Source organism: Cohnella sp. CFH 77786, from assembly GCF_019400745.1.
In the GTDB taxonomy this organism is placed as follows: domain Bacteria; phylum Bacillota; class Bacilli; order Paenibacillales; family Paenibacillaceae; genus Cohnella.
On record NZ_WJIB01000001.1, the window covers coordinates 416511 to 429486 of the forward strand.

Annotated in this window: 10 protein-coding genes; all 10 read right to left on the reverse strand. The window is 63.0% G+C overall.

The window, feature by feature from the left end; translation table 11 throughout:
• Positions 1-76: 76 nt before the first annotated feature.
• The 10 genes from GE107_RS01975 to GE107_RS02020 all read right to left on the reverse strand — a co-directional run bounded on the left by GE107_RS01975 (position 77) and on the right by GE107_RS02020 (position 12940).
• Positions 77-859 carry a cell division protein FtsQ/DivIB gene (locus tag GE107_RS01975; protein ID WP_219637783.1) on the reverse strand — a complete coding sequence of 261 codons (783 nt, stop codon included), beginning with the start codon at positions 857-859 and terminating at the stop codon, positions 77-79.
• A gap of 79 nt (positions 860-938) precedes the next feature.
• The gene (gene murA / locus GE107_RS01980; RefSeq protein ID WP_219637784.1) at positions 939-2222 is read right to left on the reverse strand and encodes a UDP-N-acetylglucosamine 1-carboxyvinyltransferase; all 1284 of its coding nucleotides are present in this window, start codon (positions 2220-2222) and stop codon (positions 939-941) included.
• A gap of 17 nt (positions 2223-2239) precedes the next feature.
• The gene (murB, locus tag GE107_RS01985) at positions 2240-3145 is read right to left on the reverse strand and encodes a UDP-N-acetylmuramate dehydrogenase (protein WP_219637785.1); all 906 of its coding nucleotides are present in this window, start codon (positions 3143-3145) and stop codon (positions 2240-2242) included.
• A gap of 226 nt (positions 3146-3371) precedes the next feature.
• Positions 3372-4490 (reverse strand): undecaprenyldiphospho-muramoylpentapeptide beta-N-acetylglucosaminyltransferase, encoded by a 1119-nt coding sequence (gene murG, locus GE107_RS01990; RefSeq protein ID WP_219637786.1) that lies wholly within the window; start codon positions 4488-4490, stop codon positions 3372-3374.
• Positions 4491-4496: 6 nt separating this feature from the next.
• Complete coding sequence (spoVE, locus tag GE107_RS01995) at positions 4497-5594, reverse strand: stage V sporulation protein E (protein WP_219637787.1); 1098 nt, start codon at positions 5592-5594, stop codon at positions 4497-4499.
• Between the two features lie 47 nt (positions 5595-5641).
• A complete protein-coding gene (gene murD / locus GE107_RS02000; protein WP_219637788.1) occupies positions 5642-7075 on the reverse strand; it encodes a UDP-N-acetylmuramoyl-L-alanine--D-glutamate ligase in 1434 nt (477 codons plus the stop codon).
• Positions 7076-7090: 15 nt separating this feature from the next.
• Positions 7091-8050, reverse strand: coding sequence for a phospho-N-acetylmuramoyl-pentapeptide-transferase (mraY, locus tag GE107_RS02005; RefSeq protein ID WP_219637789.1), 960 nt, complete (start codon positions 8048-8050; stop codon positions 7091-7093).
• Positions 8051-8052: 2 nt separating this feature from the next.
• Positions 8053-9456, reverse strand: a complete 1404-nt coding sequence (locus tag GE107_RS02010) for a UDP-N-acetylmuramoyl-tripeptide--D-alanyl-D-alanine ligase (protein ID WP_255570134.1) — start codon at positions 9454-9456, stop codon at positions 8053-8055.
• Complete coding sequence (locus tag GE107_RS02015; RefSeq protein WP_219637791.1) at positions 9456-10943, reverse strand: UDP-N-acetylmuramoyl-L-alanyl-D-glutamate--2,6-diaminopimelate ligase; 1488 nt, start codon at positions 10941-10943, stop codon at positions 9456-9458. Before GE107_RS02015 ends, GE107_RS02010 begins: the two co-directional genes overlap by 1 nt.
• 74 nt (positions 10944-11017) lie before the next feature.
• Complete coding sequence (locus GE107_RS02020) at positions 11018-12940, reverse strand: stage V sporulation protein D (RefSeq protein WP_219637792.1); 1923 nt, start codon at positions 12938-12940, stop codon at positions 11018-11020.
• Positions 12941-12976: the final 36 nt, after the last annotated feature.

Consider the following 12976-nt stretch of genomic DNA (forward strand, 5'->3'; position numbering starts at 1 on the left):
GTGACGAGAAGGACCGCGGGATCTCATGCCGCTTGCCCTGCTTGGCCCATAGATGAAATTCTAGCATTCTTTTTCCTTATTGAGTAGTGCCGTTTTCCTTATGTTTATCGGCTTCCCCGGTTTCCGAGGGGGCGTTTTCCGCCGAAAAGGGCAAATAGGTGTCGGCCTCCAGCATCAGGATGCGTCCGGGCTCCCTGTTTTCCACAATTTCGCTAAGATAGGGAATTTTCTCCTGCAACTTGGAGATCGTCGTAATGACCTCGAAACGCGATCTTGTAAAAAGCTTGATGCGATCCGGATAGGAAGCCGAAGGATCCGGCTTGATTTCGGACAAATCGGTGAGAAGGTCGTCCGGCATCGACGCGAGCGCCTGGCACAGCGCCTTGCGGGCCGCATCGTCCGGCCTCCAGCCGGTCAGGATCGGCTTGTCCGGCAGAGAGCCGCTCTTCGCCGGGACGGCAAGACCGTTCTCGAGCACGACGCGGACGGCGCCGTCCGTCCCGATCTCCATGGCGACTTCTCCGTATTCCTGGACTCGGACCTCCACCGTGCCGGGAAATTTCTTGACCACCCGGACGTTTTTGACCGGCGGCAGCGCCTTCACGTTCCCTTCCAGCTTCGAGGAGCCCGGCGAGAAGAAAGAATCGCCCGGTACGATTCCGAGCGCTTTCTTCACCTCGGATTCCGACAAATGGTTCGTTCCGGTCACCCGGATATCTGCCACTTTGGACAAGGGCGACCTAAAAAACAGGACGACGAGCACGATGGCGAACAGCGCGATCAGGACGGCCAGCAGCTTGCTTATGCGCCGCCGCGGGACTTCGGGTTCCCGTTTCAGCGCGGGAATCCGCTCATTCATCTTACGTGCCCTCCTTGTCCTGACGTTAAGGCAAAAAAACGTCCCCGCGTCAGGAGACCGGCCCGCGCGGGGAATGCTGTCACCTAGCATGATGGGCAGCCAATCTTTCATTCGACTCCCGGACGATATCCCCGCCCAGCAACCGAAACATGTCTTCGATCCGTTCGTAACCCCTGTCGATATGATGAACCTGTTCGACGACCGTGCGTCCTTGGGCGGCGAGTCCCGCGATCACGAGCGCAGCGCCTGCGCGCAAGTCCGTCGCTTCGACCGTCGAGCCGTACAGTACCGGAACTCCGCGTATGAACGCGTTGTTCAAATCGACGCGGATGTCGGCACCCATTCGGCACAGTTCATCGACGTGTTTGAACCGTCCTTCGAAGATCGTTTCTTTCATCAGGCTCACGCCGTCCGAAAGCGCGAGAAGCGTCATGACCTGAGCCTGAAGGTCGGTTGGAAACGCGGGATACGGAGACGTGACGACCCGCTCCACGGCTTTCGGGCGGGCGGACGCGCTGATTTTCATTATATCACTGCCGACCTCGATTTGAACACCGGCACGCCGGAGCACGTGGATCAGGGAAGTCAAATGGGCGGGCTGAGCCCCTTCGATCGTTACGTCTCCGCGGGTGGCGGCAGCCGCTACCAGAACGGTGCCGGACACGATCCTGTCCGGGATGATCGCGAAATCGCCCCCATGGAACGCGGCAACTCCGTCGATCGTAATGGTGTCCGTGCCCGCCCCGCGAACCTGCGCCCCGATATGGTTGAGAAACGCTTGCAAATCCTGAATTTCCGGTTCCCTGGCGGCCCCGATAATCGTGGTCCTGCCTTTGGCCTTGACGGCGGCCATCATGATGTTCTCCGTCGCCCCTACGCTGGGGAAATCGAGGATGACTTCGGCCCCCCTCAGCTCCCGCGCGCGGCAGACGATGCGGCTGCCCTTCTCCTGGATGTCCGCGCCGAGCGCCGCGAGCCCCCGGAGATGGAGATCGATTTTCCTCTCTCCGATCGCGCAGCCTCCGGGCTGATAGAGCTGGACTTCGCCGAACCTGGCGAGCAGCGGGCCTGTCAGGAATACCGAGGACCGCATCTGCCTCATCAAGCTTTCGGGAATGTGGGAAGACGCGGCCAAAGAAGTATCGACAACGACCGAACGGCCGTCGTAGCGGGCTTTGCACCCCAAATCCCTTAAAATGTCGAGCATGACGTCAATGTCGAGCAGTCGGGGAACGTTGCGGATCGTCACGGTGTCCTCCGCAAGCAGGCTGGCGGCCAGAATCGGCAATGCGGCATTTTTGGCTCCGTGGATGCGAATGGTGCCCGAAAGCGGGTTTCCGCCTTCAATCACCAGTTTGTCCAAGGGGTTTCACCTCCGGGTTACAGCTCACCCATCAAGAGAACCTCCGGCACGAGTGTGATTCCGTTCCTGTCTTCGATTGTGCGCTGAATTCTCCCCATGAGGGCGAGAACGTCCTCAGCCGTCGCACCGCCGAGATTGACGATGAAGTTGGCGTGAATCGGAGAAACCTGGGCCCCGCCTACCCGCAGGCCCTTCAAGCCCGCGGCTTCGATCAGCCTCGCGGCGTGATCGCCCGGCGGGTTCCGGAACACGCTGCCCGCGCAAGGCTCCTGCAGAGGCTGCGTACGCCGTCTGCGGTCCTTGTAAGAAGCGAGCGCGGCCGCGATTTCCTTGCGATCGCCCGGCTCGAGCCGGAACGAGGCGCGGGTGACGATGCCCCTCTTCTCGTGCAGCACCGAATGGCGGTACGAGAAATTCATGCCCTCTCCGGTAAGCGTCGCTTCGCTTCCATCCACCCAAACGATGTCGGCTGACTGAAAGATGCGTGATACGTCCGAGCCGTGCGCGCCGGCGTTCATGTAGACGGCTCCGCCCACCGTGCCGGGAATTCCTCCCGCGAACTCCAGGCCGGTAAGCCCTTCTTTGCCGGCCACGACCGAAAGCTTGATGAAGGAATACGAGGCGCCTGCAGTCACCGTATTCCCTTCGAACCGGACGTCGTCGAATCCGTCGCCCAGCTTGACGACGGCTCCGCGAACGCCTTTGTCGGCCACCAGCGTGTTCGATCCGCGGCCCAGCACGTGCCAAGGAACGCCATGGCGGTGCAGAAGCGCAAGCGCAGCGGCTAGCTCCTCGCGATTCTCGGGGACGATCAGAATGTCCGCAGGACCTCCGATTTTCCATGTTGTATATGGGGCCAGCGGCTCCTGCAACCGCACGCGGCCCACAGGGGACCGCTGCAATTCCGCGACCAACTGCTGCATCCGGAAATTCCTCCTCCCGCGAGCCCGCGCCCGCCGGCAGCGGACCGCGATATGGCTCGTTTTCCATGTCATCGTCCCCGAGGACCGGTCGCCGCCGCGTCCGGTCGTTACCGGATCACGGCTGCGGCAGTCACGATCACCCTGTATCTTATGTCAGGCCGGAAGGCGTGGTGACAAACGCCTATGGCGCCCGCGATGCCGGACTCGGGAAACGTGATGTTAAGCGTTATGTATTCGATCCTTTGCGCATGATTCGAGAGAGCTGTTCGGCGATCGTGCGAGCCGCGTCCGGCATGCCCAGCCTGCGGGCCTCTTCCGACATCGAAGCCCGGCGCGCCCGGTCGGACATGATGGCGGCAACGCTCGCGAACAGGGACTCGCCCGTCAAATCCTTCTCCAGGATCATGACGGCCGCCCCGGCGTCAGCCAGGCTGCGCGCGTTCGGCTCCTGGTGGTTGTTCGTCACGTTAGGCGACGGTACCAGGATGGAAGGCATGCCGATCGACGTGAATTCCGCGATCAGAGAGGCGCCCGCGCGGCTCACGACAAGCGATGCGGCGGCCAGCACCTCGGGCATGTTGTGCACGTAGGGCACGACATGCACCCGGCCGGCGGCTTCCGTCGCAAGGCTGCGGATCCGGGACAGCGTCTCCTCATGGTATCTCTCGCCGGTGACGAATACGAGGTGCACGTCCGGCAGCTTGGACAGCATCGGCACCATGCCGATGGCCGCCTCGTTGATCGCGCGGGCGCCCCCGCTTCCGCCGACCGTGAGCACGAACGGCGTCCCCGGCGAAAGTCCCATCGAGGAGAACCCGCGTTTCGCGTCGGCGCCGATCACGGCGGACGCGCAGGGATTGCCGGCGTACACCGCGTCAGGGACTTTGGAGAAGAATGGCAGCGATTCCCGGAAGCTGACCGCGACGGCGTCCACGTACCGGCTTAGGAACTTGTTGGTCAAGCCGGGCACGACGTTCTGTTCGTGGATCAGCGTCGGAATGCCCAGCCGGGATGCGGCATACACGACGGGACCGCATACGTATCCCCCGGTGCCGACGACGGCGTCCGGGCGGAACGAGCGAAGCATCTGCTTGGAATTGCGTACTCCCTGCCAGAAACGGAAGACGGTCCGGACGTTCTCCCAAGAGAGCGAACGCCGGAACCCGGTAATGTCAAGTTCATGGAAAACGATGCCGTGCTGCGGTACGATTTTGCTTTCCATCCCCCGGCGGCCTCCGATGTACAGAAGCTCCGTTGCCGGATGTTCGGCTTTCAGAAACTTGCCGACGGCAAGGGCGGGATAAATATGGCCCCCGGTTCCTCCGCCGGTCAGGACGACGCGCATGTACGGTCACCTCGAATATCGGGATAAATTGAGCAGGATGCCGAGCGCCGTGAGCAGCAGCGTGAGCGAAGAACCTCCGTAGCTGACGAGCGGCAGCGTAATGCCCGTTACGGGCAGCATGCCGATGACGACGCCGATGTTGATAAGCACCTGGACGGCGATGATGCCGACGATGCCGGAAGCGAGCAGGCTGCCGAACGGATCGGAAAGCGTGATCGCCGTGCGCATCCCTCTCCAGATCAGGATCAGGAACAGCAGGAGCAGAAGCGCGCCTCCGATAAAACCGAGCTCCTCCGCCAGAATGGAGAAAATGAAGTCGGTTTGCGGCTCCGGCAAGTAATTGTATTTCTGCCTGCTCATGCCGAGCCCGAGACCGACCAGACCTCCCGGACCGATCGCGTACAGCGATTGAATCGATTGGTAACCGGCGCCGAGCGGGTCCTGCCACGGATCGAGGAACGCCGTGATCCGCTGCAGCCGGTACGGAGCCGCCGCGATGAGCGCGCCCAAGCCCGCGAGCCCGAGCAGCCCGAGACCTCCTAGATGGGTCACCCTTGCCCCGGCGACGTAGATGACCATGAGCGAAGCGCCGAACATGACGACGCCGGTGCCGAGGTCGGGCTGCAGCATGATCAGGCCGAACGCCGCGCCCAGAATGGCGAGCGGCGGAAGCAGCCCCTCCCGGAACGAAGTCATCCGATTCTGGCGCTCCGACATGAGACGGGCGAGGAACAGGATCATCGCCAGCTTCATGAATTCCGAAGGCTGGATGCCGAACGACCCGATCCCGAGCCAGCTTCGGGCGCCGCCCCGGACGACGCCAATCCCCGGAACGAGAACGATCAGCAGCAGGCCGAAGCAGAGCAGCAGCGCAGGCAAGGCCCATTTGCGCCAAGCCTGGTAATCCACGTTCATCGTGACGAACATGGCGCCGACGCCGAGCAGCGCGAACAGAAACTGGCGTTTCACGTAGTAATAGGGATCGCCGTAATCGTGAAAAGCGGCGACGGCGCTGGCGCTGTATACCATGACCACGCCGATGGCCAGTATGCCGAGCGTGGCGGCGATCATCCAGAGATCGGGAACGGAGCGGGACTTGGCCATGAAACCTGACACCTCGCGTACCTGTGGAAGTAGGGACGGGCCCCCTTCTACAACGTATGCGCCGATTGCTTAAACATGCGGCCCCGGACCTCGTAGGATGGGAACATGTCCCAACTCGCGCAGGCCGGCGACAGCAGGATCGTATCCCCGGGCTGCGCCATGGCGGCGGCTTCTTCCACGGCCCTGCGCAGCGTGCCTTCGGCGTCACCCACAGGTTCGACGATTTTGACGGCCGCTAAACCGGCCGCCTCCGCGACTTTCGCGAGCTTCTCTCTCGTCTCCCCGAGCGCGACGAGCCCCTTCAGCCTCGTCCGGAAGACGGGCAGCAGCTCCAGGTAGTCGGATCCGCGGTCCAATCCTCCCGCGATCAGGATGAGAGGCGCCGGCAACGACAGAACGGACATCGTCGTCGCCATCGGGTTCGTCGCCTTCGAGTCGTTGTAATAGTGCACGCCTTCGAATTTGCCGACGTATTCCAACCGGTGCTCCACGCCCCGGAACGTCCGGAGCGGCTCTTCCAGCCGGGCCGGATCGGCGCCCGCCGCCAGCGCCACGGCGATGGCCGCGAGCGCGTTCGCCGCGTTATGCCGGCCGGGAATGCCGAGTTCCTGGACCCGAAGGATGCGGGTCTCCAGCCCGTCGAAACCGCGGTATACGATCCAGCGCTCCTGCTCGGCTTCTCCATCCGACGGTTTCACCGAGGGATAGGGAGGGATGACGCACACCCCGATCTCGAGATCCGAAACGAGGGAAAACGGCAGCTTGCGCGCGGCCGACCGCTTCGACAGCTCCCGGCAGGCGGCGTCGTCGGCGTTGTACACCGCGATATCGTCCTGCGTTTGGTTTTCGAACAATTTCGCCTTCGACTGGACGTAATCCTCCATGGAGCCGTGATAATCGAGATGCGTTTCGGCGATATTCAGCAGGCATGCGACGCGGGGACGGAAATCGCGGGTCCCCTTCAGCTGGAAGCTGCTCAGCTCGGCCACCAGCCAGCCGTCCGGCGAAACTTCCTTCGCCGCTTCCGAGAGCGGGCGTCCGATGTTGCCGGCCACGACCGGGCGGAGCCCCGCGGCCTCGAGGAGCACGCCCGTCCACGTCGTCGTCGTCGTTTTGCCGTTGGAGCCCGTGATGCCGATAATCGGCGCGCGGGACAGCTGTCCCGCGACCTCCACCTCGGTCACGATTTCGATGCCCAGCCGCAAGGCGTCCGCGACCGGCGGCGCCGAATACGGAATGCCCGGGTTTTTGACCAGCAGCGACGTATTCTCGTCGACAATGCCTTCCGGATGCCCCCCGCATACAACAGAAATGCCCAAAGCCGCGAGTTCCGCGGCTTCGGGACATTCCCCGCTATCCTTGCGGTCGTTCACCACGACGTCGGCTCCGGCGCCGTGGAACAGCTTGGCCGCGGCGACGCCGCTCCGTGCCAGTCCGAGGACGACGACCTTGCGTCCCCGGTAATCCGCTAGCTGCATCATATGGTGTTAGCCCCTTTATATCTTGTACAAGAACAGACCCGCGGCGGCCAGCAGCAGCCCCGCGAACCAGAACGTCGTGACGACGCGCCATTCCGACCATCCCGACAGCTCGAAATGATGGTGGATCGGGCTCATTTTGAAAACCCGCTTGCCCCTCGTCTTGAACGAGGCGACCTGGATGATGACGGAAAGCATCTCCACCACGAACACGCCGCCGATGACGACGAGCAGGATCTCCGTCTTCGTCAGGATCGCTACCGCTGCCAGCCCGCCCCCGATGCCGAGCGAACCCGTGTCGCCCATGAACACCTTCGCGGGGTGGGCGTTATACACGAGAAAGCCGAGCACGGCGCCGACCAGCGCGGCCGAAAACACGGCGGCCTGCGGCTCCGCCGCCTCCACCGCGATGACGGCGAAGGCTCCGAAAGCCAAGGCGCTCGTGCCGGACAACAGCCCGTCCAGCCCGTCGGTAAAGTTGACCGAGTTGCTCGACGCGAAGAACATAATGACCGCGAGAACGTAGTAGCCGAGCCCCAAATCCAAGGTGCCGCTTACGCCCGGAAATCCGATCGTCGTCGGATGGTGATGGTTATATAGGATTCCGCAAAATACGAGGGAAAACAGCAGCTGTCCGAAAAGTTTCTGCTTGGCGGTCAGCCCGAGGGAACGCTTGAACGCGATTTTGATATAGTCGTCGAGAAACCCGACGAGCCCGAAACCGAGAGAAGCGACCAGGATCGCCCAGAACTCGTAGCCCCGGTCGGAGAACTTCAGGTACGCGACCGTCAGGGCGAGCAGGATGATCACCCCGCCCATCGTGGGCGTACCGGTTTTCTTCAGATGGGACTGCGGGCCGTCGTCCCTCACCTGCTGCCCGAACTTCAGGCGGCGCAGCAGCGGGATGAGCAGGGGCCCGAACAGGACCGCCAGCACGAAAGACACGCCCAGCGTAAGCAATACGGATCCGTAGTCCATGGCTACCGTGCGTCCCCTTTCTGCAGCGCGGCTACGATTTCTTCCAGCTTCATGCCGCGCGAGCCTTTGACCAAAACGAGGTCCGCCGGTTCCGTTTCCCGCACCAGCGTGTCCATCAGTTCCCGCTTATCGGAAAAATGGCGCACCGCCCCCGGCGGGTAAGCTCCTCGGGCTTCTTCGGCGATGTGGACAGACAAGGGTCCGTATACGTAAACGTAGTCCGCCGCATCCGGGGTGACGGCACGGCCGATTTCCGCGTGATAGGCCGCTTCGTCGGGTCCGAGCTCCAGCATGTCGCCGAGCACGAGCCGTTTGTTACGGTATCCGCTCAGGCCGGACATCAGGCCGATCGCAGCCCGGACGGACGTCGGGCTGGCGTTGTAGGCATCGTTAAGAATGACCGCGCCGTTGGCCGCGTTCGATCTTTCGACGCGCATGCCGGTCAGCCTGGCGGCGCGCAGGCCTTCGGCGATTTCGCCGCGCGTCAGCCCGAACGCCTTGCCGGCCGCGACCGCCGCGAGCGCGTTCAGCGCGTTGTGCTTGCCCGGCACGGGAATCTCGTAAGATTCCGGTTCGCCGCCGCTGCGGGTCCGGACGCTGAAGCCAGTCCGTTCCGCGGACACGCGGACGTCGGAGGCCGCATAGTCGCAGCTTTCCCCTTCCCCGTACGTGAAGACGGATACGCCGGGCGGCAGCGGCATGCGGGCCAGCTCCTCGGCAAGAAGCGGCTCGTCGCCGTTCACGATGAGGAGCCCGCCGGGCTTCAGCCCCTCCGCGATTTCCAGCTTGGCCCGCGCGATATTCCGCCGCGATCCCAGCTGGAGCAGGTGGGATTCGCCGATGTTCGTGATCACGGCCAAGTCCGGTCGAGCCAGCCGGGTGAGCAGGGAGATCTCCCCGAAGCCGCTCATGCCCATCTCGAGCACGAACGCTTCCGTATCGGGATTCGCGCGCAGAATCGTCAGCGGCAAACCGATTTCGTTATTGAAATTCCCTTCCGTCTTGTGGACGCGCAGACGCGTCGCAAGTACAGCAGAGACGAGGTCCTTCGTCGTCGTTTTCCCGTTGCTTCCGGTAACGGCCGCAACTTTGGCGTTCATCGTTTCCAAGTATCCCTGCGCCAGCCGCTGAAGGGCAACCAGCGTATCGTCCACCAGCAGCAGCGGCAATCCCGGATTCGGGGGGACCGGGCGGTTCCTCTGCCAGAGGGACGCCGCCGCCCCGGCTTCCCGTGCCGCGTCTAAGTAATCGTGTCCGTCGAACCTCTCGCCGGAGAGGGGGACGAACAGCTGCCCCGGCTTCAGGCTCCGGGTGTCCGTCGAGACGCCGGCGAGCCTCGTGCCGCCGGACGCCTCGCCGTATGTCGCGCCGCACCAGCCGGCGGCTTCCTGAAGGGTTGCTTGCATCACTTTGTTATGCTCCTTATGGCGTCTCTCGCCGCCAGGCGGTCATCGAAATCATAGGTGACGCCGCCGATGATTTGATAGGTTTCATGGCCTTTCCCCGCAATCAATACTACATCCCCGGGGCTTGCCATTTCAACCGCTTTTTCGATCGCCTCGCGGCGGTCGGGCAGCAGCACGTACCGGTCGGGGTCCACGTTCGCCTCCAGAAGTCCCGTCTCGATGTCTTTCAGGATGGCCATCGGGTCTTCCGTCCGGGGATTGTCGCTTGTCACGATCACCGAATCCGCGAGGGCGGCGGCGATCTTGCCCATGAGCGGACGCTTGGTGCGGTCCCGGTCCCCGCCGCAGCCGAACACGCATATGACGCGGCCGGCCGCCAGCTCCCGGACCGTGCGCAGGACGTTGTCCAAACCGTCCGGCGTGTGCGCGTAGTCGACCACGACGGCGAAGGGCTGGCCCTCGTCCACGGCCTCCACGCGCCCCGGAACGCCGGAGACCGACTCCAGGCTGGCTACGGCGGCATCCAGCGGGATCCGTTCGCACGCCGCCGCGGCGAGCGCGGCAAGGGCGTTGTACACGTTGAACTTGCCCACCATCCGGAGCCGAACCTGCCGCTCTCCGTGGATCGTCGACAAGGTGAACGACGTTCCCCGCGCCGTAACGGCGACGTCTTTCGCCCGCAAGTCGGCTTCCCGGTCGATGCCGTACGTGATCACTTCCGCTGCCGTCAGCTTGGCGAACCGGGCGGATGCGGGGTCGTCGGCGTTCAAAGCCGCGTATACCCGGTCTTCCGGGTTCGCCGCGTATTCGTTGCCCAGCCGGGAGAAGAACAGCCCCTTGGCCGCTTCATAGGCCTCCATCGTGCCGTGGTAATCCAGATGGTCCTGCGTCAAGTTCGTGAAGACGGCGGTTCGGAAACGGACCCCCTTGACCCGCCCTTGCTCCAGCGAATGGGAGGATACTTCCATGACGCACCGATCCGTCCCGGCATCCACCATGGAACGGAATATCCGCTGCAATTCCAGAACGCCGGGCGTCGTCCGCGACATCGGATGCCTGACGCCGCCGTATCGGGCCTCGATCGTTCCGATGACGCCGGCGGAGACGCCGGAATCGGACAGGATTTTCTCGATCAGGTAGGTGGTTGTCGTTTTGCCGTTGGTCCCGGTCACGCCGATCGGCCGCAGCGTGCGGGAAGGACGGCCGTGAAAGAAATCGGCCAATAACGCGAGGGCAAGCCACGGGTCCGGCACGACCAGCTGCGGCAGCGGAACGGGCAGCTCGCGCGATACGACGAGCGCGGCGGCACCCTTGCCGGCCGCTTCGCCGGCGAATTGATGACCGTCGACGGTATGCCCGGGCAGGCAGAAGAACAGATCGCCCGGCTTCGCCTTGCGGGAATCGGTCTCCAGGTCTTGGATCTCGGCGTTCCCGTCGCCGACGATCCGGGAAATGAGCAGTTGCCTCGATAACTCGAGGAGATTCATGTTGCGCGGCCTCCTTCGACCCGAGTACCCCCATTATCATGCAAGCAAACCGCGGGATCAAGGGAACCGGGCGATCAGTTCTCCGCGCCGAGGTAAATCCGGATGACCGAACCTCTCTCCATCCGCGTTCCCGCGACGGGAGCCTGGCGGATGACCGTGCTTCCGGAACCGGAAGCGGCGAGCTGGAAATTCATGTTCAGGTCTTCGTAGATATCGGATACGGTTTTGCCGACGAGATTCGGTACGGTCACGATCGGCGCATCTCCGTATTTATATTCCTTCTCCACCTGTTTGGTACGCGGCTTCACGCCGAGGTAGGGAAGGGCGTCCGCCAGGATGCCGCGGACGATCGGCGCGGCGACGAGCCCGCCGAACTGGATGCCCTGCGGATCGTCCACCGCCACGTACACGATGAGCTGGGGATCGTCGGCGGGAGCGAAGCCGATAAACGATACGATATGCTCATCCGGGGAATACCTCCCTCCCACGACCTTCTGCGCGGTTCCGGTTTTCCCTCCGACCCGGTAGCCGTCCAGGAACGCGTTGCGGCCGGTCCCTTGGGCCACGACCTTCTCCAGCGCTTCCCTCACCTTCTTGGACGTCTCCGGGGAAATCACTTCCCGGACCAGCTCCGGCTGCACCTCCTCCAGCATCGCTCCCGTCTCCGGCTGGATCCACGCTTTGGCTACATGGGGCTTATACAGCTTGCCCCCGTTGATCGCCGCGGACACGGCCGTGATCTGCTGGATCGGCGTGACCGACACGCCTTGGCCGAACGCCGTCGTCGCCAGTTCGACCGGCCCGACGCGCGACGGCTTGAAGAGGATCCCGTTTTCCTCTCCGTTCAGGTCGATGCCGGTTTTCTGTCCGAAGCCGAAGGCGTTGATGTAGGAGAACAGCTTTTCCTTCCCGAGCCTCTGCCCGAGCGCCACGAACCCCGGGTTGCAGGAATTTTCCACGACCTCCAGGAACGTCTGGCTGCCGTGCCCGCCTTTCTTCCAGCAGCGAAGCCTCGCTCCGCCGACCTCCACGGATCCCGGGTCGTAGAAATGCTCCCGCTCCAGATCCACTTTCCCCTCCTGCAGGGCCGCCGCGAGCGTGATGATCTTGAACGTCGATCCGGGCTCGTACGTCATCCAGATCGGGAGGTTCCGGTTGAAAATCTCGGAGGAGACTTCCCGGTACTTGTCGGGCTCGTAATCGGGGCGGCTCGCCATGGCCAGGATTTCCCCGTTGTTCGGGTTCATCGCGATGGCGATCACGCTTTTGGCCTGGAATTTCAGCATCGCCTGGTCCAATTCCCGCTCGACGATCGATTGCACGGATTGGTCGAGCGTCAGTTGCAGCCGCAGGCCGTCCCTCGGCGCCGAATAGTGGTCGGTGGAGTTCGGCATTTGCCTGCCGGCGGCGTCCGTCAGGAAGGATACGCTGCCCGGCAGGCCTTTCAATCGCTCGTCGTACCGCAGCTCCAAGCCGGTAAGTCCCTGGTTGTAGCCTCCGGTAAAGCCGAGGATGTGGGAAGCCAAGTTCTTGAACGGATAATACCGCTTGTTGTCTTCCCCGATCACGATGCCGGGCAGCCCCAGATTCCGCACCTCCTGCGCCTTTTCCAGCGTGATTTTTCGGCCGGCCGGCTTGAGGTCCACGTACATTTCGTTTTTCTTCAGCTGGGCAAGCAGCTTGCTCTCGCTCGTGCCCAGCACGGGAGCGAGCCGGCGCGCGGTCTCTTCCTTGTCTTTGATCTGGGCGGGGATCGCCCACACGGTGGGAGAGCTGATATTGTAGGCCAGACGCACGCCGTTTCGGTCGACGATTTCCCCCCGTTTGGCCTGGAAAGGAATTTCCCTTCGCCAGTTGTCTTCCGCCAGCTGCGCCAGCTCGGCACCTTTCCACAACTGAACGTAGCCTAGCCGGACGATCAGGGCGGCAAAGGCGAACACGACGAACAGAAGCGCCCAAAATAACCGTTTGCGAACCGTAACCTGGGATATTTTCATGAAAAAACCCCCTTATCCCGCCTTTCGCGACGACAA